Origin of the sequence: Mesorhizobium sp. M7A.F.Ca.MR.362.00.0.0 (assembly GCF_004023175.1) — a bacterium.
Taxonomy (GTDB): Bacteria; Pseudomonadota; Alphaproteobacteria; order Rhizobiales; family Rhizobiaceae; genus Mesorhizobium.
Window position 1 is genome coordinate 15812 of the sequence record NZ_RZTF01000028.1, and the last position, 19896, is coordinate 35707.

At 63.7% G+C, this 19896-nt stretch carries 20 protein-coding genes; 9 read left to right on the forward strand and 11 right to left on the reverse strand.

Features of this window, described 5'->3' with window-relative positions; translation table 11 throughout:
- Window positions 1-49 precede the first annotated feature (49 nt).
- Entirely contained in the window at window positions 50-1405 is a 1356-nt protein-coding gene (locus EOC06_RS06465) for a chloride channel protein (RefSeq protein WP_128307366.1), read from the forward strand.
- 67 nt (window positions 1406-1472) lie between these two features.
- Here EOC06_RS06465 and EOC06_RS06470 read toward each other — a convergent pair whose 3' ends face one another.
- The 3 genes from EOC06_RS06470 to EOC06_RS06480 all read right to left on the reverse strand — a co-directional run bounded on the left by EOC06_RS06470 (window position 1473) and on the right by EOC06_RS06480 (window position 3029).
- Window positions 1473-1976 carry an invasion associated locus B family protein gene (locus EOC06_RS06470; protein WP_127268363.1) on the reverse strand — a complete coding sequence of 168 codons (504 nt, stop codon included), beginning with the start codon at window positions 1974-1976 and terminating at the stop codon, window positions 1473-1475.
- A gap of 270 nt (window positions 1977-2246) precedes the next feature.
- The gene (locus EOC06_RS06475) at window positions 2247-2609 is read right to left on the reverse strand and encodes a YkvA family protein (RefSeq protein WP_128307367.1); all 363 of its coding nucleotides are present in this window, start codon (window positions 2607-2609) and stop codon (window positions 2247-2249) included.
- 123 nt (window positions 2610-2732) lie between these two features.
- Window positions 2733-3029: a 4a-hydroxytetrahydrobiopterin dehydratase gene (locus EOC06_RS06480; protein WP_023811314.1), complete on the reverse strand. Its 297-nt coding sequence runs from the start codon at window positions 3027-3029 to the stop codon at window positions 2733-2735.
- A 50-nt stretch (window positions 3030-3079) separates the two neighbouring features.
- Here EOC06_RS06480 and EOC06_RS06485 point away from each other — a divergent pair, with 50 nt between their 5' ends.
- The gene (locus tag EOC06_RS06485) at window positions 3080-3598 is read left to right on the forward strand and encodes a low molecular weight protein-tyrosine-phosphatase (RefSeq protein ID WP_128307368.1); all 519 of its coding nucleotides are present in this window, start codon (window positions 3080-3082) and stop codon (window positions 3596-3598) included.
- On the opposite strand, the gene thpR is transcribed toward EOC06_RS06485, so the two are convergent.
- Together thpR and EOC06_RS06495 are read right to left on the reverse strand one after the other, a co-directional pair.
- The gene (gene thpR, locus EOC06_RS06490) at window positions 3502-4098 is read right to left on the reverse strand and encodes an RNA 2',3'-cyclic phosphodiesterase (protein WP_127329347.1); all 597 of its coding nucleotides are present in this window, start codon (window positions 4096-4098) and stop codon (window positions 3502-3504) included. The genes EOC06_RS06485 and thpR overlap by 97 nt on opposite strands.
- Window positions 4099-4223: 125 nt before the next feature.
- Window positions 4224-4868 (reverse strand): arylesterase, encoded by a 645-nt coding sequence (locus tag EOC06_RS06495; protein WP_128307369.1) that lies wholly within the window; start codon window positions 4866-4868, stop codon window positions 4224-4226.
- Window positions 4869-4953: 85 nt separating this feature from the next.
- Here EOC06_RS06495 and EOC06_RS06500 point away from each other — a divergent pair, with 85 nt between their 5' ends.
- The 4 genes from EOC06_RS06500 to EOC06_RS06515 all read left to right on the forward strand — a co-directional run bounded on the left by EOC06_RS06500 (window position 4954) and on the right by EOC06_RS06515 (window position 9885).
- Window positions 4954-5649 (forward strand): ABC transporter ATP-binding protein, encoded by a 696-nt coding sequence (locus EOC06_RS06500; protein ID WP_027037462.1) that lies wholly within the window; start codon window positions 4954-4956, stop codon window positions 5647-5649.
- Window positions 5649-8198 carry an ABC transporter permease gene (locus EOC06_RS06505; protein WP_128307370.1) on the forward strand — a complete coding sequence of 850 codons (2550 nt, stop codon included), beginning with the start codon at window positions 5649-5651 and terminating at the stop codon, window positions 8196-8198. The genes EOC06_RS06500 and EOC06_RS06505 overlap by 1 nt, the downstream gene beginning before the upstream one ends.
- Window positions 8199-8426: 228 nt before the next feature.
- Window positions 8427-9206 (forward strand): Bax inhibitor-1/YccA family protein, encoded by a 780-nt coding sequence (locus tag EOC06_RS06510; protein ID WP_127271172.1) that lies wholly within the window; start codon window positions 8427-8429, stop codon window positions 9204-9206.
- 106 nt (window positions 9207-9312) lie between these two features.
- The gene (locus tag EOC06_RS06515; RefSeq protein WP_128307371.1) at window positions 9313-9885 is read left to right on the forward strand and encodes a GNAT family N-acetyltransferase; all 573 of its coding nucleotides are present in this window, start codon (window positions 9313-9315) and stop codon (window positions 9883-9885) included.
- Window positions 9886-10018: 133 nt separating this feature from the next.
- Here EOC06_RS06515 and EOC06_RS06520 read toward each other — a convergent pair whose 3' ends face one another.
- Window positions 10019-10405 (reverse strand): DUF2794 domain-containing protein, encoded by a 387-nt coding sequence (locus tag EOC06_RS06520; RefSeq protein WP_127269004.1) that lies wholly within the window; start codon window positions 10403-10405, stop codon window positions 10019-10021.
- A 608-nt stretch (window positions 10406-11013) separates the two neighbouring features.
- On the opposite strand from EOC06_RS06520, the gene EOC06_RS06525 reads away from it, so the two are divergent.
- Window positions 11014-11517: a heme-degrading domain-containing protein gene (locus tag EOC06_RS06525; protein WP_127331376.1), complete on the forward strand. Its 504-nt coding sequence runs from the start codon at window positions 11014-11016 to the stop codon at window positions 11515-11517.
- Window positions 11514-12779: a glycerate kinase gene (locus EOC06_RS06530; protein ID WP_128307372.1), complete on the forward strand. Its 1266-nt coding sequence runs from the start codon at window positions 11514-11516 to the stop codon at window positions 12777-12779. The genes EOC06_RS06525 and EOC06_RS06530 overlap by 4 nt, the downstream gene beginning before the upstream one ends.
- 63 nt (window positions 12780-12842) lie before the next feature.
- Here EOC06_RS06530 and EOC06_RS06535 read toward each other — a convergent pair whose 3' ends face one another.
- The 4 genes from EOC06_RS06535 to EOC06_RS06550 form a co-directional block, all read right to left on the reverse strand.
- Window positions 12843-14300, reverse strand: coding sequence for a UdgX family uracil-DNA binding protein (locus EOC06_RS06535; RefSeq protein WP_128307373.1), 1458 nt, complete (start codon window positions 14298-14300; stop codon window positions 12843-12845).
- A gap of 2 nt (window positions 14301-14302) precedes the next feature.
- Window positions 14303-15538: a putative DNA modification/repair radical SAM protein gene (locus tag EOC06_RS06540; RefSeq protein ID WP_128307374.1), complete on the reverse strand. Its 1236-nt coding sequence runs from the start codon at window positions 15536-15538 to the stop codon at window positions 14303-14305.
- An 86-nt stretch (window positions 15539-15624) separates the two neighbouring features.
- Entirely contained in the window at window positions 15625-17031 is a 1407-nt protein-coding gene (locus EOC06_RS06545; RefSeq protein ID WP_128307375.1) for a glutamine synthetase family protein, read from the reverse strand.
- 11 nt (window positions 17032-17042) lie between these two features.
- On the reverse strand, window positions 17043-18422 hold the full coding sequence (locus EOC06_RS06550; protein ID WP_128307376.1) for an aspartate aminotransferase family protein: 1380 nt from the start codon (window positions 18420-18422) through the stop codon (window positions 17043-17045).
- Window positions 18423-18578: 156 nt separating this feature from the next.
- Here EOC06_RS06550 and EOC06_RS06555 point away from each other — a divergent pair, with 156 nt between their 5' ends.
- A complete protein-coding gene (locus EOC06_RS06555; protein WP_128307377.1) occupies window positions 18579-19031 on the forward strand; it encodes a hypothetical protein in 453 nt (150 codons plus the stop codon).
- Window positions 19032-19037: 6 nt separating this feature from the next.
- Here the strand turns inward: EOC06_RS06555 and EOC06_RS06560 are convergent.
- The coding region (locus EOC06_RS06560) for a WD40 repeat domain-containing protein (protein ID WP_164898487.1) at window positions 19038-19896 on the reverse strand (859 nt) is incomplete at its 5' end.

Here is a 19896-nt window from a genome sequence, read left to right on the forward strand (position 1 = left end):
CTCTGGCCTGCACGTGTTAGGGCTCGATACTCCCCGCTCGAGGACAGACATGGCCGGCACATCGCGAAGATATCCCATGCTGCGGCGTTCGCGCGCGATGTGGGGCTCACGGCGGGTGTGGCAGCCGCGCCTGGTGTTCTGGGCCGGGGCGCTTGGCATCGGTGTGATCAGCGTGCTGTTCGCGGTGCTGGCGGACAGGGCGCAGGAACTGTTTCACCTGATGACAGGAGACGCAGGCGGCTGGCGTTTCTATCTGCCGCTTGCCGTTACGCCGTTGGGTTTCGTGCTGTGCGCCTGGCTTGCCCACACCTTCTTTCCCGGCTCGCAAGGCAGCGGCATTCCGCAGGCGATCGCCGCCCGCCATCTTCGCGACGACGAGGACCGAAGTCATATCCTGTCCCTCAAGCTGGTGGTCGGCAAAATCATGCTCACCATCGTCGGCCTGTTCTGCGGCGCCTCGATCGGCCGCGAGGGTCCGACCGTGCAGGTCGGCGCGTCGCTGATGCTGCAGGCGGCGCGCTGGGGCGGCATGGTGCAGGCGCGGGGCCTGATCCTGGCCGGGTCGGCCGCCGGTATCGCCGCCGCCTTCAACACGCCGCTGGCCGGCATCGTCTTCGCCATCGAGGAGATGGGCCGTACCTACGAGGCGCGTACCAACGGGCTGGTGCTGACGGCGGTGATCCTGGCCGGCCTCGCCTCGCTCGGCCTGCTCGGTAACTACACCTATTTCGGGGTCGCCAAAGACACCATCTCGTTTGCCGCCGAGTGGCCGCTGGTGATCGCCTGCGGCGTCATCGGCGGCGGGCTCGGCGCGCTGTTTTCGCTGCTGGCGTTGAAGGCGACACGCCGGATCCGGCGCTGGAACACAGGCCAGCCTTTGCGGCGCGCCTTGCTGGTCGCGGCCGTCTGCGGGCTGCTGGTTGCAGTGATCGGCATCGCCTCGGGCGGGCTGACCTTTGGCACCGGCTACATGCAGGCGCGCGGCGCCGTCGAAGGCACGCCGCTGCCGTGGTTCTTCTTTGCCGAAAAGTTCCTGGCGGGACTGCTGTCGATGATCTCGGGCATTCCGGGCGGCATCTTCGCGCCCTCGCTGGCGGTCGGCGCCGGCATCGGCAGTTCGCTCGGCCTCCTCTTCGGCGCCAGCACGGGGGCTGCGGCACTGCTCGGCATGGCCGGCTATTTCGCCGGGGTGGTGCAGGCGCCGATGACGGCCTTCGTCATCATCCTGGAGATGACCGGCAATCACGACAATGTCATCGCGCTGATGCTGGCCTCGATGCTGGGCTACGGTACGGCGCGGATGATCTCGCACGAACCGCTCTACCACGCGCTGTCGCGTATTTTCATCGCCGAGGCGATCCGGCGGCGGCGGGCGGAGGCCGGGCCGGGATCGGCGCAAGGCTGAAAGCAAAAGGCCGGGCTTCGCGGCCCGGCCTTTCATTCAAAACGAAGTGCGTGCCTGCACTCCTTGCCTATTTGCACTTGGCAATCGACGTCAGCGCCGCCGAAATACCTTTCAGCGAGAAGACATAGGAGGTGGGATTGCCGCGGCCGGACTTCGCCGTCACCTTCATGTCGGTGCCGGTCTTCATGGCGGCGATCAGCACCGGCTCCTCGGCGGCATTCTCGACCCAGGCCGATTTGCCGCGGGTGAACATCGAAAACGTCTTCTTATCGATGGTCACGGTGGCCTTGGAGCCGTCCTGGAAATTGTAGCCGGCAATGAACTGCGGCTCGTAGGACACTTGCTGGCCGGGCCGCTGGCTGACGAAGAAGAACATGTCGCCATGATCGAGCGTAGGCGGCTGCTTGTCGGTCGGCACGGTCAGGACATAGCAGACCTTGCCGCCCGATGCCTGGTAACTGTAGGTGCCCCAGGCATTGTGCTGGCCGATCTTGGTCGCCGACTGCGCCAGCGCCGGCGCTGCCACGGCCACCAGGACCAGGCTCGAAACTAGTGCAATTAATCCGCGCATCGCTTTTCCCGTATTCCAAATGGTGCGGAGGCAGGCCGGCTTGGCGTCCTGCCCGTCGCTTCATTTTGATTTAATCTGGGTTACCAAACGGTGAATTTCCGAAGAGAAAAGGACCCTCACCCCGAGGAAACCGCCGCCATTCCCGCGCCGCCGCCTTGCGAGCGGCTGGCGCGACATCCCTTTGGCGACTTGGAGGCCACGAAAGCGGCAAGAGTTTGACTTTTTACGCTGCCGCAGAAAGCCGGCTTCAACGGCGTTCCGTGCGCGAGTTCAGCCCTTGTCGGCCATGGCGTCCCTGGCGGCCTGCCGGTGCGCAGTTGTGATGTGGGCACTGACGGCGGTGATCGCGGCGGTGAGCACGGCGATGTCGTCGGTGAAGCCAAGCCCGAAGACGAAGTCGGGGATGACATCCACCGGCAGCACGAAATAACCGAGCGCCGCGAGCAGAATGCCTTTGGCGCGCAGCGGGGTGTTCTTGTCCATGGCGCAGTAGTAGGCGGCCACGACCTCTTCCATGTAGGGGATCTGCCGCGCGGCCTTCTTGGCTGTGCGCCAGAATTTCTCGCGCACTTCGCTCTCGTTTGCCAGCTTGCCGCCAAAGCCGAAGAAATCAAAACCGGATTGTTGCGCCATCAGTGTCTCCTTGCGAGCGCCCATGCGCATCCGGCGCATGCCCGCGGGGGAAAATGTGGTGAAACCCGACCCCGGCTACAAGATGCCGGTGCCGATTTGGGCTTGTCGAGGCGATACCAGGCCTCAGGCGCCGGCAAAACGGTTCATTTTCTTGGCCAGATCGATATCGAGCGCGGTGACGCCGCCGGCGTCGTGAGTGTTCAGCGTCACATCGACGGTCTTGTAGACATTCGACCAGTCGGGATGATGGTCCATCGTCTCGGCGGCAAGCGCGACGCGGGTCATGAAGGCGAAAGCCTCGGAGAAATTCGCGAAGGTGAATGTGCGCTTGATGGAAGCGCCGTCTTCCGCCAGCGCCCAGCCGTCAAGACCGGTCAATGCGGCTTCAGCGGCTTGCCTGCCCAGTTTCTCTCTCGCCATGTCCATATCCTGTGATATTCGAAAACGACCCTTACCATAGCGACGGATCGATGAGCGCGAAGCCCATAAACTCCATTCTCTTCGTCTGCCTCGGCAATATCTGCCGGTCGCCGCTGGCGGAAGGTGTCTTCCGCGCGGTTTGGGCCGAGCGCGGGTCGGCCCGGGATATCCTGCTCGATTCAGCGGGAACCAGTGACTGGGAGGCCGGCTCTGCCCCCGATCGACGCGCGATCGCGGTCGCGGTGCGGCACGGCGTCGACATTTCCGGGCAAAGGGCGCGCAAGGTCACGCCGCAGGACCTCCACCGTTTCGACCTGATCCTCGGCATGGACCGGTCGAATGTCGCCGACCTGAAGGCGCTGGCGCCGGCGGCCGTGCAGGACCGCATCCATCTGTTCCTGGAGTTCGCGCAGGGAAAGGCACGCGACGTGCCGGATCCTTATCATGACGAGGTAGAAGCCTTCGCTTCCGCCTATCGCATGATCCGCGAGGCGTCGGAGGCGCTGGTGACAAGGCTGGACGCGCGGGCGTCCGTGCCTGACAGCGGCCAGGCTTCCTCGACGATGTAAGGTCCGCCGCCGACCGAATCGCGCGACGACATCAGCACGAAACGGCCGATGCGGAACGGCAGCGTCGAGAAATTGCCGCGCGCCGACAGATATTGGGCGACGTCCAGCGGGGTCGAATTGCGTAAGCGTGCCAGCGTGACATGCGGCATGAACTTGCGGGGATCGGCCGGGATGCCGAGCCGCTGGCAGATGCGGTCGATCTCGCCCTGAAGGGCGGCCAGACCGGGCGAGGCGGAAGCGCCTGCCCACACCGCATGTGGCTTCTTCTGGCCGAAAGCGCCGACGCCGGACAGCGCCAGCGAGAAGGAAGGGCGGTGGACGCGGTCGAGCGCGTTGGCGATCTCGTCGGCGACATGGCCGGGGACATCGCCGATGAAGCGCAGCGTCAGATGGTAGTTTTCGACATCGATCCAGCGGGCTCCCGGCAAGCCGCCCCGCAGCAGGGACAGCGAAAGGGCAGCGTCACGCGGAATTTCGAGGGCGGTGAAAAGACGCGGCATGAAGAGCCTCCCTTCCTCGAATCGAACTGTCATCCCCAGCGAATCATCGATAGTCAAACGGAGCAAGAGGTTTGTTGGCCACAGTCCCTGTTAAAAGCCCCATGCGCGGAAACAGTTCCAATCTGCTAGGAATCGCCCGGCACTGCCGCGATCACCTTCTCGACCGTCGGCAGGATGCGTTCGACTATCTGGTCGACGCCTTCAACGCTCGGATGCAGGCCGTCCTCGAGTTGCATGCCGGGCTGGCCGGCGACGCCGTCGAGAAAGAACGGGTAGAGCACGACGTCGTATTTCTTCGCCAGGTCCGGAAAAATGGCGTCGAACGCATTCTGGTAGTCGGGGCCGAGATTGGGTGCGGCACGCATGCCGGCCAGAAGCACGGCAATCTTGCGCTGCTTCAGCTTGCTCAGCATCTCGTCGAGGTTCTTCCTGGTGATGTCGGGCGAAACGCCGCGCAGCATGTCGTTGGCGCCGAGTTCGAGGATGACCAGTTGCGTGCCGTCGGGCACCGACCAGTCGAGCCGCGCCAGGCCACCGCTCGTCGTGTCGCCGGAAACGCCGGCATTGTCGACGCTCACATCATGGCCTTTGGCGCGAAGGGCAGCCTGCAGCCTGTCGGTAAAGCCCTGGTCAGGCCCAAGGCCATAGCCCGCCGTCAGGCTGTCGCCGAAGCCGACGATTTTGAACGGCTCGGCACGCGCTGACGGCATGGCGCCGCAAATGGCGAGGAAAACCATGAGGCCTGCGGCAATACTGCGTTTGAAAGACATGCGGCAGGCCCCATATGAGCTAGGAATTCTTCAGTCGACGGCTTCCGGCAAGCAGAGCCTTCCCAGATTATAGGACGATTTCATTTTGACAGAAGCCGTCATCGCGCTGAAAGATGTATCCCTGACCCTTGGCGAGGGCGCTTCATCGGTGCATGTGCTGAAGGGTGTCAGCCTTGATGTGGCGACCGGGGAGGCGACCGGCATCGTCGGGCCTTCGGGTTCCGGCAAGTCGACATTGCTGATGGTCCTGGCAGGACTGGAAAGGGTCGATTCGGGTACGGTCCGAATCGCCGGCGAGCTGCTCAACGGCAAAAGCGAAGACCAGATTGCTTCGTTTCGTGGCCGAAACATTGGCATCGTGTTCCAGTCCTTCCATCTCATTCCCAACATGACGGCGCTCGAAAATGTCGCGGTGCCGCTGGAACTGGCCGGCCATGCCGATCCGTTCGCGGTAGCGGCGCGCGAGCTGGCGGCGGTTGGCCTCAGCGACCGCGTCACCCACTATCCCGGCGAATTGTCGGGCGGCGAGCAGCAGCGCGTGGCGATCGCCCGCGCATTGGCGCCGTCGCCGCGCATCCTAATCGCCGACGAGCCGACCGGCAATCTCGACCAGGCGACCGGGCGGCAGGTCGCCGACCTCCTGTTTGCCAAAGCGGCCGAGCGCGGCATGACGCTGGTGCTGGTGACCCATGATCCGGCGCTCGCGGCGCGCTGTTCGCGCCAGGTATCGATGCGCTCGGGCCGGATCGAGGCACCTACCCCCGTCAAGGTGACGGCCTGATGCCGCTGTCCCGGACGTTGAGGCTCGCGGTTCGCTTCTCGTTGCGCGAGATGCGTGGCGGCCTGTCCGGCTTCCTCATCTTCCTCGCTTGCATCGCGCTCGGCGTCGCGGCCATCGGCGGCGTCAACTCGGTGGCGCGTTCGATCACCGCCGGTGTCGCCAATCAGGGCCAGACGCTGCTTGGCGGCGATCTTCGCTTCGAGATCAATCAGCGTGACGCCAGCCAGGCGGAGCGCAGCTTCCTTGACGGGCTCGGCACAGTTTCCCGGACCGCCAGCATGCGTTCGATGGCGCGTCTGGCCGACGGATCCGACCAGGCGCTGGTCGAGGCCAAGGCGGTCGACCATGCCTATCCGCTCTATGGCACGCTGGAGACCGAGCCGGCACTGTCGAAACAGGAACTGTTCGGCGAAGAGTTCGGCGTCTTCGGCGCAGCGGCGCCCGATCTTCTGTTCGAGCGGTTGCACGTCAAGATCGGCGACCGGCTGAAGCTCGGCACCGCCACTTTAGAACTGCGCGCCAGGCTGGTCGCCGAACCGGACGCCGTGTCCGACGGTTTCGGCTTCGCGCCAAGGCTGATGATCTCGACCGACGGGCTGGCGGCGACTGGACTGATCCAGCCGGGCAGCCTGGTCGAGAATGCCTACAAGATCCGGCTGCCGGCGGACGCCGACGAGTTGCGGCTGAAGGCCGTCCAGGACCAGGCCGCCACGGATTTCCCCGAAGCAGGCTGGTCGATCCGCACACGCAGCAACGCAGCGCCCGCGCTGTCGTCCAACATTGAACGTTTCTCGCAGTTCCTGACCCTGGTCGGGCTGACGGCGCTGGTGGTCGGCGGTGTCGGCGTCGCCAACGCAGTACGCGCCTATCTCGACGGCAAGCGCGGCGTCATCGCCACCTTCAAGAGCCTGGGCGCTTCGGGCGGCTTCGTCTTTGCCGTGTATCTGGTGCAGATCCTGATCATTGCCGCATTGGGTATCGTGCTGGGCCTTGTGCTCGGCGCACTGATGCCGTTCGCGGCGAGTGCGGCCTTGCAATCCGTCATTCCGGTGCCGGCCGAAGGCGGCTTCTATCCCGGCGCGCTCGGCATGGCGGCGCTGTTCGGCCTGCTGGTGACGTTGGCTTTCGCGCTGCTGCCGCTCGGCCGCGCCCGCGACGTGCCGGCAACCGCGCTGTTTCGCGAAATGGGGCTGGAAGGCCGCGGCTTGCCGCGCCCCGCCTATGTCGCGGCGGCCATAGGTATCGCGCTGTTGCTTGCGGCGCTGGCCATTCTGTTCTCGGGCGATCAGCGCATCGCCTCGATCTTTGTCGGCGCTACCGTCTTCGCCTTCCTGGTGCTGCGCGTGGTCGGCGCACTGGTGCAATGGGCGGCCAGGAAGAGCCCGCGCGTGCGCTTCGTGGCGCTCAGGCTCGCTATCGGCAACATCCATCGGCCAGGCGCGCTGACGCCATCGGTGGTGCTGTCCTTGGGGCTCGGCCTGACGCTGCTGGTGACGCTGGCGCTGATCGACGGCAATCTCAGGCGGCAGATCTCCGGCAGCCTGCCGGAACGGGCGCCGAACTTCTTCTTCGTCGACATCCAGAGCGCCGATGTCGCGTCTTTCTCGGCGCTGATCGGCAAGGAGGCGCCGCAGGGCGTACTGGCCAAGGTGCCGATGCTGCGCGGCCGGGTGATGGCGCTGAACGGTATCGATGTCGACAAGGTGAAGGTGCCGGCGGAAGGCGCCTGGGTGCTGAGGGGCGACCGCGGCCTGACCTATGACACCAGGCAGCCGCAGAACGCGACGTTGACCGAGGGCAGTTGGTGGCCCGAAGATTACAGCGGCGAGCCGCTGGTTTCGTTTTCGGCGCAAGAAGGCAAGGAGATCGGGCTGAAGCTCGGCGATACCATCACCGTCAACGTGCTCGGACGCAATGTCACCGCCAGGATCGCCAATTTCCGCCAGGTCGAGTGGGAGACGATGGGCATCAATTTCGTCATGGTGTTCTCGCCCAACACATTCGCGGGCGCCCCGCATGGCTGGATGGCGACGCTGACCGAAAAGAGTACCTCGACGGCCGACGACGCCCGCATCCTCAACGCCGTCACCCGCGCCTTCCCGGCGGTGACGACGGTGCGGGTCAAGGACGCGCTCGATGTCGTCAACCGGCTGGTCGGACAGCTCGGCTCGGCGATCCGGGCCGCGGCCGGCGTGGCGCTGATCGCTTCGGTGCTGGTGCTGGCCGGCGCGCTCGCCGCCGGCAACCGGGCGCGCATCCATGATGCGGTGGTGCTGAAGACGCTGGGTGCGACACGCACGACGCTGATATCGGCCTTCTCGCTCGAATACATGCTGATCGGACTGGCCACCGCCATCTTCGCGCTGGCGGCGGGCAGTGCGGCGGCCTGGTTCGTCGTCGCGCGCATCATGACATTGCCGTCGCATTTCATGCCCGAGGTGGCAGTGGCGACCATTCTGTTTTCGCTGGTGATCACGGTCGGCATTGGTCTGGCCGGCACCTGGCGGGTGCTCGGCCACAAGGCAGCACCGGTGCTGCGCAATTTGTGACGACAGGCCCGGAAGTGGGCATCCTGGATTAAATCTTGGTAAGAAAGCCCTCCGAAAAGCCGAGGAATCGGCACTTCGCCCTCTCACGAACCGTTACATCCGGTTACGGACTTGTTCTTGACGCGAATAACCATCATATTTCGCCACAGGCATGCTGGAGCCCTGCCAGCGGCGCCTGGGTCCGGAAGGACCTGACACCCGACGGGGCAGAAGCAATAGAGGACTACAATGGCTGATCCCATTCGCAACTACCAGACGCGCGCCGTGCCCGGCGTCAGCGTCGGTGCCGACATCGATCAGGGCCTGCGCGCCTATATGATCAGGGTCTACAATCTGATGGGGCTTGGCCTCCTCATCACTGGTCTTGCCGCGATCGGCACGATCATGCTGGCCACCACCACCGATCCGGCTTCGGCTGTCGCGACGCTGCCAAGCGGCGAGATGCTGACCTCCTTCGGCTACGCGATCTTCGGCTCGCCGCTGCGCTGGGTGGTGATGCTGGCGCCGCTGGCTGCCGTGCTGTTCCTGTCGTTCCGCGTTCAGTCGATGAGCGTTTCGGCGGCGCAGACGACGTTCTGGGTCTATGCTGGTCTCGTCGGCCTGTCGCTGTCTTCGATCTTCCTGGTCTACACCACGGCCAGCATCTCACAGACCTTCTTCGCCACGGCCGCCGCCTTCGGTGCGCTGTCGCTGTTCGGCTACACCACCAAGCGCGACCTGACGGCGATGGGCTCGTTCCTGATCATGGGCGTGTTCGGCATCATCATCGCGTCGGTGATCAATATCTTCCTGCAGTCGTCGGCGCTGTCCTTTGCCGTGTCGGCGATCGGCGTGCTGGTCTTCGCGGGCCTGACCGCCTATGACACGCAGAAGATCAAGGAGATGTATTTCGAGGGCGACACTTCCGACGTCGCCGGCCGCAAGGCGATCATGGGCGCTCTGACGCTCTATCTCGACTTCATCAACCTGTTCATGTTCCTGCTGCAGTTCATGGGCGACCGCCGCTAAAGCGGCATTGGACCATCAACTTCCGGAAGGGCGGCCCAACGGCCGCCCTTTTCTTTTGTCTTTGCCCTTGCTGTTATTGCGAGCAGAGAAACGGCATGCATAAACAATGAGCAATATTGCGATCCGGCCCGCCACGGTGGCCGACCTCGACAGCGTCACGGACATCTATGCCGATGCGGTGACCCAAGGCACGGCGAGCTATGAGCTGGAGCCGCCGAGCCGTGCGGAGATGGGTGTTCGATTCGACAGCCTGACGGCCGGCGGCTTTCCTTACCTGGTGGCGGAGAAGGACGGGACCGTTCTCGGCTACGCCTATGCCGGCGCCTTCCGGCCACGCCCGGCCTATCGCTTCATCGTCGAGGATTCGGTCTATGTCGCGCCCGAGGCCAAGGGCCAGGGCGTCGGGCTCAAGCTGATGCAAAGCCTGATCGAGGCAGTGACGACGGCGGGCTTTCGCCAGATCATCGCGGTGATCGGCGATGGCCGTCCCGAAAGCGCCTCGGTGCGGTTGCACGAAAAGCTCGGCTTTCGCCATTCGGGACGCCTTGAAGGTTCCGGCTACAAGCATGGGCGCTGGCTGGACACGGTGTTCATGCAGCTGTCGCTGAATGGCGGTGCGACGCTGCCGCCCGATCCCGAATCGCTGCCGGAGCGGAAGTTTCGCCTTAGGGGGAACTGAAGAATTGAAGAATTGAAGAATTGAAGAATTGAAGAATTGAAGAATTGAAGAAGATAGCGTCAGGCGTCGAGTGCCCTTTTCATCAATTCTTCAATTCTCCAGTTCTTCAATTCCCCTGCTCTAATTCCCCAGCTCAGGCTTCGACCAGCTTCAGCTTGCTGTCGAACACACCAAGCACGCGGCCGAGTTCCTGGCCGCGCTTCAGGATGCGGCCGCCGGCGGCGATGACGGCAAAAGCGCCCTGCTTGCGGGCCAGTTTCGGATCCTTGACGATCTGGAACAGCGGCACTTCGCTGGTGCGGCGAAATACGGAAAACACAGCGCGATCCGCAAGATGATCGATGGCGTAGTCGCGCCATTCATTGGCGGCGACCATGCGGCCGTAGAGCCTGAGGATCTGGTCCAGCTCGCGGCGGTCGAACCGCACCGGCTGATCGAGACGTTCGCGTCGCGCCTCGTGCAGCGGGATCAATATCGCGGATGCGTCCCCATCCCCCGTCCCGCCGCTGTCATCGGTCATGCCTCGATCCTTCAAAATGAATCTTTGCCAACCAAAGTTGGCGTGTTCGCGACTGAATTGCAAGCCCAGCGAACCGAGCCCCGCGCCGCGCTGTTTCCGTTACGTCCAGTCACTTTTAGGAAACGCCGTGTTGGAATTGGTGATGTTCCGCCACATTTCTGCCTTTTTTTATCCGCGCTCATGCCCCAATGTCCGACGAATTTACCGGTGTTGCCTGAGACGGTTCGGTCCGGCACCGGCTCGTAAACCCCAAGCCCCCCGCCCACGGGTCTGCGTCGGATCGAACCAACCTCGGTTCTTCTTCGGAAGAATCGGGTGCGACGATCCCAAAACCTAAATGACCGACGTCAGAAGCAAGCTGACGTCGGTTTTTTATTGGCTGGTGAGTCGAGTGCGGTTTTTCACCGAGCGTCGCGTCCCCCTCACCCGGATTGCGAACCGAATTGCGAAGGGGCAATTCGGGACAATCCGACCTCTCCCCGAGGTGAGAGGAGATCGCGGCGGCGCTTTATCTCTTCTCCCCTCGGGGAGAAGGTGGCCGCGACGACGGGACCTTGACCGGGCGGAGCTTGTCGTACACACGATTTGTGACGATTCGGAGAACAAAAATGGCCGCTGCGGACGACATCGCTCTGATCCAGAAACAGGAAGAGACGCTGGTCTTCCCGGCGTTCGACGAGGCCGTCGCCTTCGAGATCGGCGCGGCGATCCGTGAGCGGGCACTGGCCGAGGCCATGCCGATCATTGTCGATATCAGGCTGTGGGATCGGCCGCTGTTCTATGCCGCGCTGCCGGGCTCGAATGCTTCCAATCCCGACTGGGCGCGGCGCAAGATCAATGTGGTCAAACGGTTCCTGAGAAGCACCTATCGTATGGTGTTGGAACAGCAGCGCCCGGACCGCAGCTTCAAGATCGGCGAAGGGCTGGATATTGCCGACTACGTGCTGGCCGGCGGTGGCTTTCCGGTGACCGTCAAGGGCGCCGGCGTCATCGGGGTGATCGCCGTCTCCGGACTGCCGGAGCGCGAGGATCACGGCGTCGTCGTAGATGCGCTATGCGATCATTTGGGCGTCGACAAGCGCGGCCTGGCATTGCCTCGGGACGCCGAATGACCGTGCTCGATCCCAAGGCATTCCTGACCTCCATCTTCAACGCCGCCATCGCCGCCGCCGACCCGGAACGAACCATCCGGGATCATCTGCCGGCCAAGCCGAAGGGCCGCACCATCGTCATCGGCGCGGGCAAAGGCTCGGCGCAGATGGCGGCAGCGTTCGAGAAAGCGTGGGACGGCCCTATCGAAGGGCTGGTCGTCACCCGCTATGGCTATGGCGCGACCTGCGAGCGCATTGAGATCATCGAGGCGGCTCATCCGGTGCCGGACGCTGCCGGTCTGGAAGCCTCGCGGCGCCTGCTCGCCAAGGTCCAGGATCTGACTGAGGATGACCTGGTGGTGGCGCTGATTTCCGGCGGCGGATCGGCGCTGTTGCCGTCGCCGGCCGGCAGCCTGACGCTGGCCGACGAGATCGCCGTCAACGAGGCGCTGCTCGCCTCGGGTGCGCCGATCGCGGCGATGAACACCATCCGCAAGCACCTTTCCACCATCAAGGGCGGCAGGCTGGCAGCGGCCGCATGGCCGGCCAGGGTGGTGTCGCTGATCGTCTCCGATATTCCCGGCGATAATCCGGCAATGGTCGCCTCCGGCCCAACCGTACCGGATACAGGCAGTCGCGCCGACGCGCTGGCCTCGATATCGGCCTATCGCATGAAACTGCCGGCCTCGGTGATGGCGCATATCAATTCGCCGGCCGCCGATGCGCCAAGCCCGGACGACGAGCGTTTTTCGCGCAACGAGGTGCATCTGATCGCTTCGGCCGGGGTATCGCTGGAAGCCGCCGCTGCGGAAGCGAAACGGCAGGGTGTCGAGGCCGTTATCCTCTCCGATGCCATCGAGGGCGAAGCGCGCGAGGTGGGCGGCGTCCATGCCGCGATCGCGCGTGAAGTGGCGACGCGCAACCGACCATTTTCGAAGCCGGTGTTGGTCCTGTCGGGCGGCGAGACAACCGTCACGCTACGGGCAAAAGGCAAGGGCGGCCGCAATTCGGAATTCCTGCTCGCCTTTGCTATCGGCATCAACGGCGTCGAAGGCATCCACGCATTGGCCGCCGACACCGATGGCATCGACGGTTCGGAAGACAATGCCGGCGCCTTCGCCGATGGCTCGACCGTGTCGCGCATGCGCTCGGCCGGTGTCGATGCCAAGGCCATGCTTGCCGGCAACAATGCCTGGACGGCCTTCAACGCGGTTGGCGATCTCTTCGTACCCGGCCCGACCGGCACGAATGTCAACGATCTCAGGGCGATTCTGATCAGGTAGCTGAAGCAATTCCAGGAAAAGTGTGAAGCGGTTTTCCGTCCGGAATTGCGAAAAACAGACTGGTCAGGCGGCCATTAGCCGCTTCACCAGCTTCATATCCTGCAGGAACCGTTCGCGTTCAGCCTCCTTGTCCGCGGACTCGCGGATGCGCAGAATGAAGGAGGGATGGATGGTGATGAACACGCGCAATCCGTCCTCGCGCTCGATCACTTGTCCGCGCATCTTTGTCACCGGGATCGCCTTGCCGAGCAGCGACATCGCCGCTGTCGCGCCGAGTGCCACGGCGAGGTTCGGCTTGATCAGCTCGAATTCCTGGTCGATCCACCAGCGGCAGGCCTGAATCTCACCGGAATTCGGCTTGGAGTGGATGCGGCGCTTGCCGCGCGGCTCGAACTTGAAGTGCTTGACCGCGTTGGTGACATAGACCTTTTGCCGATCGACACCGGCATCATCCAGGATCGCATCGAACACCTTGCCGGCCGGACCAACGAAAGGTTTGCCGGCAAGATCCTCCTGATCCCCCGGTTGTTCGCCGACGAAGATCACCTTGGCATTGTCGGGACCTTCACCGAAGACGGTCTGCGTCGCGTCGCGCCACAGCGGGCAGCGGCGGCAGCCTTTCGCTACCTCACGCAACTCGGGAATCGTGTCTGCATCATCTTCCGGTGCTTCGGCGGGCTGCTTCGGCCAATGCCGTGCCTGCACCTTGGCGTGGTGCGGCGCGGGTGTTGTCGGCATCTTCGCAATCATGTCCTTGGCGGCCTTGTCCGCTCCTGCGATCATGTCTGGAATGAGCGAAGCCTCGGGAAGGTTCCGCCAATATTTCTTCGGCATCTCCTTCTGCATGGCCTTCACCTTCAATCGCGCCGGATTGAAGATGTTCTCGAAATAGATGCGCCAGAGCGTCTCGGTGTCGTCTTGATCCGGCGCATCGCCCTTGGCCGCGCCCGGTCCGATAGCCAGCCTTTCGCCATCCCAATCGGCGGAGGCGTAGGGCGTCAGGATCGTCCAGCGCATGCCGGTGAAACGCCTGACGAAGAAATCGGCGTTGCGCTCGACGATGAAATGATCCGGCTCGAACCAGGCGACATAGCGCTCATCGGCATCGTCGCCGATTTTCCGGAAGCGTACGAAGGCATGCATCTTGTGGCTGTCGCGCCGAACCGCCTTTTCCATGGCCTCAAGCCGCCTGGTGTCGGGATCCGACGCGATTTCCAGCAGTTTAGGCTCGTCGCGCAACCGCCAGAGCATTCGGTAGAGAAAGGCAAACCGGCCGGGATCGGAATGGCAGAAGGCCGTTTCGGCATGCCCGATGAAGTCGCGCGGCACGACGAGTTGCGCGCGCGCAGGCACTTCGGGCAATTCTGCCTGATCAGAGCCCGGCGCGACATGCCAGTAGACGTCCTCGGGCCTGACCTCATTCAGGGCCAGCCGCCGTGCCGCGTCACGCCAGCCGGCAAAATCCGTCTCGCTGTCGAGCCGAACTCTGTATCTGGCGAGATCGAGTTCCGCCGGCCGCATGATCAGAACAACGACAATTGTTCGCAGGAGTGGGCGATCTTGTCGCGCAGGCCGGCCTTGTCGGTCAGCGCACCAGGCGACCAGCCTTCGGCGATGATGAACGGCCTGAGCTTGGCGATCGACTGGCAGACCCGCCCGACATCCTCCAGCCGCATGCGCCGATGCCGGCGCGTCTCCAAAATCTTTGCCACCACCTTGGTGCCGAGACCCGGCACCCGCAGCAGAGCTTCGCGGTCGGCGCGGTTGATGTCGACCGGAAACTGCCCCCGGTTGCGCAGCGCCCAGGCGAGCTTCGGGTCGATGGCGAGATCGAGCATGCCGTCGCTGCTCCCGGCAAGGATTTCCGGCTGCGAAAACCCATAGAACCGCATCAGCCAGTCGGCCTGATAGAGCCGGTGCTCGCGCATCAGCGGTGGTTTCAGCAAGGGCAGCGACGATGACGAATCCGGAATCGGGCTGAAAGCCGAGTAATAGACGCGCCGCAGATGATAGCTGCCATAGAGCCGCGCGCTGGTGTGAAGGATGCCGTCGTCGGATGTCTTGTCGGCGCCGATGATCATCTGCGTCGACTGGCCGCCCGGCGCAAAGCGTTCGCGCTTTTTGGTTTTCAAAGTCGGCTCGGCCTTCTCCTCCATCTTCTGGCGCAGCCTGGCCATGGAAAGCCGGATTGTCTCCGGCTTCTTCTCGGGCGCCAACCGCTTCACACCCTCGTCGGTCGGCAGTTCGACATTGATCGATAGCCGGTCGGCATAAAGCCCTGCCTTCTCGATCAGTTCGGCCGAACTTTCCGGAATGGTTTTCAGGTGGATATAGCCGGAGAACTTCTCCTCCAGCCGCAGCCGGCGCGCCACCTCGACCATCTCGCCCATGGTCTCGTCCGGCGAGCGGATGACGCCTGAAGACAGGAACAGGCCTTCGATGTAGTTGCGCCGGTAGAAATCCATGGTCAGCTTCACCACCTCGTCGATGGTGAAACGGGCGCGCCGCACATTGGAGGACGAGCGGTTGATGCAATAGCTGCAATCGTAGATGCAGAAATTGGTCAGCAGGACCTTGAGAAGGGAAATGCAGCGGCCATCCGGCGCATAGGAATGGCAGATGCCCATGCCCTCGGTGGAGCCGATGCCGCCTGATTTCAGCGAGTCCTTTTTCGCCGCACCGGAAGAGGCGCAAGAGGCATCGTATTTGGCGGCGTCGGAGAGGATCGCCAGCTTTTCACGGACGGTAAGTGCGCTCATCTGTTCATGATATGTTCTAAACAGAAGATACGCTACCTCATTTGATGGAGGCGGCGAAAAAGTGATCGCCGCCCATCATGAATCCATCAAACCTCGTGCAGATAGAGGTGGTAATCCAACTCGCTGACCGTGCGTGCCACCCGCAGATATTCGGACTGTTTGATCGCCACGAAGGTCCGGTGCAGGTCTTCGCCGAGCGCGTTCTTCAGGAAGCTGGACGTCCGCGCCGCTTCGATCGCGGCGCGCCAGTCGACAGGCATGGTCGTGCGCGTGACCGCTGCCTCATAGCCGTTGCCGGTCGTTTCGGGACCGGGATCGAGACCTTCGTCCATGCCCTTGATGATTCCGGCGAGCACGGTTGCGGCGATCAGGTAGGGATTGGCGTCGACGCCGGACGGCCGGTGCTCTATGCGCCGGTTCTTGGCGTCGCCGGCCGGCACGCGCAGCGCCACCGAGCGGTTGTTGACGCCCCAGGTCGGCGCCACCGGCGCATAGGATTGCGAGACGAAACGCCGCCAGGAATTGGCATGCGGTGCAAACACCAGCATCGATTCCGCCATGGTCTGGATCAGGCCGCCGAGCCCCTGCAGCAGCGGCAGCGACCAGCTCTCGCCCCCAGCTTCGGCAAAGACGTTTCGGCCGGCCTTGTCCTGCAGCGAAACATGGAAATGCATGCCCGAGCCGGCATATTTCTCGATCGGCTTGGCCATGAAACAGGCGGTGACGCCATGGCGGCGCGCCTGCGCCCGCACCAGCCGCTTCAGCATGACCAGATCGTCGGCCGCCCGCATCACATCCTTGCGGTAGTTCAGCGTCAATTCGTACTGGCCGGGCGCATATTCGGAAATCACCGTCTCGGCCGGAATGCCTTGCGCCTTGGCCGCCGCATAGATGTCGGAAAACAGCGGCTCCATGCCGTGCAGATGGTCGACCGAATAGACTTCGGTCTTGCCCGAGACGCGGCCATCGAGCACCGCGCGCGCCGGCTGCACCTTGCCGTCAGCGTCGCGTTCGTTGGCCAGCAGGAAGAATTCGAGCTCGAAGGCGCCGGCCGGATAGAGACCTTTGGCCGCGAGGATCTCCACCTGCCGCGCCAGCGCCAGCCGCGGATCCGACGACATCGGTCGGCCGTCGAGCATGTACATCGCCATCAGCAACTGGCCGCGCGGCGGGCTCGTACCGTAGAGCGGCACCAGCGTGCCGGGGATCGGCCATGCCCTAAGGTCGCCATCACCGGTCGTCCAGATCAGTCCGGTCTCGTGCACATCCTCGCCGGTGATGTCGAGGCCGAGGATCGAGATCGGCATATGGCGGCCGCCCTCGAAGATGCTCTTCAGTTCATGCCGGCGCACGATCTTGCCACGGCCGACGCCATTGGCATCGGTCAGCACGATATCGAAGGCCTCGATCTCGGGATGGGCGTCGAGAAAGGCGTGCGCCTCGGCAGGTGTCGAGCCCGAAGGTGAGGTTATCATGGCATTAGGGTGGTCCATCGCCGCTTGTCTCATGCCGCAAGCTTCGCCGCAACCGCGCCGAAGGCGGTGATCAGCCGGTTGACCTGGGCAGCCGAGGTCGCCGGCGAGATCAGCATCATGTTGTGGAAGGGTGCGATCAGCACGCCGCGATTGACCAGCGCGACATGGATGGCGGCCTCCAGTTCCGGTGCATGCGCCATTTCCGCCTCGGCGCCATTGCGCAGCGGACCGGGCGCACAGATGAACTCGACACGAGCGCCGACGCGGGAAACATGCCAGGGTAGGCGATAGCGATCGATCACGCCGGTCAGCCCGGCATCGAGCCGCCGCGCCAGATGATCCATCCGGTCGTAGTTTTCCTGCGTCATCACCTCTTCGAGCGTGGCGCGCATCGCCGCGAACTGAAGCGGGTTGGCCGAGAGTGTCGTGCCCATGCCGGAATAGCCCGGCTCCTTGGTCCTGTTGTAATCCGCGTAGCGTGAGGCAACGTCGTCGCTCATGCCCCAGACACTGGCCGGCACGCCGCCGGCGATCGGCTTGCCCAGCACGAAGAAGTCCGGGTCGAGACCATATTTCCTCGTGTAGCCGCCGGGGCCGGTCGAGATCGTGTGCGTCTCGTCGATCAGAAGCAGCGTGCCGGTTTGGCGTGTCAGTTTGCGCAGGGCGTCATGGTAGCCCGGATCGGCCAGCACCATGCAGGAATTGGTCAGCACCGGCTCGGCGATGACGCAGGCGACGTCCTTATCCCTAAGCGCGGCTTCGAGTACTGAAACATCGTTGAACTCGATGACCTTGGCCGTGCGGGTCAAGTCGCGGAACTCGCCCGCCAATCCCGGCCGGTTGACCGGCTTGCCGTCGATCAGCCGCACCATCGTTTCGTCGACCGAGCCATGATAGCAGCCGTTGAAGACCAGGATTTTTTCGCGGCCGGTGATGGCACGGGCAACACGCAGCGCAAAGCGGTTGGCGTCGGTCGCCGTCGTCGCGATCTGCCAGAATGGCATTCCGAAGCGCTGCTGCAGCAGCGGCCCAATGGCCAGCGCATCTTCCGAAGGCAGCATATAGGTCAGGCCGCGTCCGGCCTGGCGGCGGATGGCGCGAGCCACCGGTGGCGGCGAATGGCCAAACATCGAGCCGGTGTCTCCAAGGCAGAAATCGTCAAGCTTGTTTCCGTCGATATCCGTGATCGTAGCGCCCCTGGCGTTGTCGACCAGGATCGGGAACGGCGTCGGCCAATCGTTCATCCAGTGCATCGGGACGCCGCCGAAGAAGCCGGGCAGGCCGTTGCCGATCTTGGCTTGCGATTTTGGCCGCGCCTTGCGGAAGGCTGCCCCCTCGGTTTCGCGCAAATCGGCAATGCGGTCGCGGCCGATGCCGCCGATGGACGTGTTGGACGTGTCGCTGTGCATGAAAACCCCTCTGGTCGATCCCTCTTAGCCAATCCGTGTCCGCATCCGCAATTGGCCGCGCATCTGCCCTGCGTTGGCTCAGCCTTTGGCGGCGGCGCTTGACCGTGCTGCCGAAGTCAGCGCCAATATGAGCGGGAATTGAGGTGGAGGGGTAAAATGCGAACGATCATGTGTGTGGCAATGCTTCTGTCGTCGGCTGGCGCTGCCTTCGCGTCGGGTGGCATCTGGTGCTCCACCGAGGACACGGCGGCGACATTCGAGGTCGAGGCAGGCGTCACCAGAGGCATGGGCGGGCCGACCTTCAACTTTCGCGGCAACCTCGAAATTCTGAGCCGGCCTGCCGGCGACAGCCTGCGCAAGACGGTGTTCGAGGATTCCAACCTGACGCAGTACTGGCTCGACGGCAAGGAATTGCGGCTTAACATCTATCGTGAGCACGAGGCCGCGCAAAAGATCAACTCGGTTGAACTGACGATCCTGACCAAGACCAGCGACGAAGGCGTCTACGACGGGTACTATACGCTCGCCGTCTACGACGCCGCGGCGGATATGGACCAGGACGGCAAACCGGTTGAAATCAGCGGCAAAGTGTCGTGCGGAGCGGAGTGAGCGGGGTCAGGCCGTGATATCGATGACGCCGCAATCGCCGGCGGCACTGCCGAAGGCGACCCGGCGTTCTTCCTTGTCCCACATCATCGAGGTGATGGCGCCCTTGCCCGGCCGTCGCAACAGCACTTCCTTGGCGTCGGCAAAACGCACCGCCATCACCATCCCGTCATCATAGCCGACGGCAACGACATCCTGGCTCGGGTGGCAGGCGACAGCCGTCACCATGGCGTTGCCGCGCGTGCCGAGCTCCAGCGGTGCCTTGCCCATTGGACCATCCTTGCCTGAAAACGGCCAGACGATCGCCGCCGGCGCGCCGGAACTCGCCAGCCATTTGCCCTTCACACTCCACGACAGGCTTTTGACCTTGCCGGGATAGCCGGTCATGCGCATGTGCTTGCCTTCGGCGAGCTTCCAGCCGTGCAATGCGTTTTCTTGCATGGTGGTGACGAGGAAGGCGCCATCGGGAGAGAAGGTGATGCCGGTGTGGGCGCCGGCCCATTCAAGCTCCACCGGCTTGCCCTCGGCGGCCGGGAAATGCAGCGTCGCGCCATTGTAGCGGGCGACACCGAAGCGCATGCCCTTGGGCGAGAAGGCCAGCCCCTCGACCGAACGCGGATGGACGAATTCCCTCGTCTTGCCGTCGGCGAAGCGCACGAAGGCCGTCTTGCCTGAGGCATAGGCGATGGCGCCTTGCGGCCCGGCGGCAACGCTGGTGATCCACTTCTTGGCCGCGCTTGCCAATTCCGTGACCTCGCCGCCCGCTTTCACGGAAAACACCTTGCCGTCCTCGCCGCCGGTGATCAGCCGGTCATTGGCCCCATCAAGAAAGGCGGCGAGCAGCCCGTCATTGGCCTGAATTGTCTTG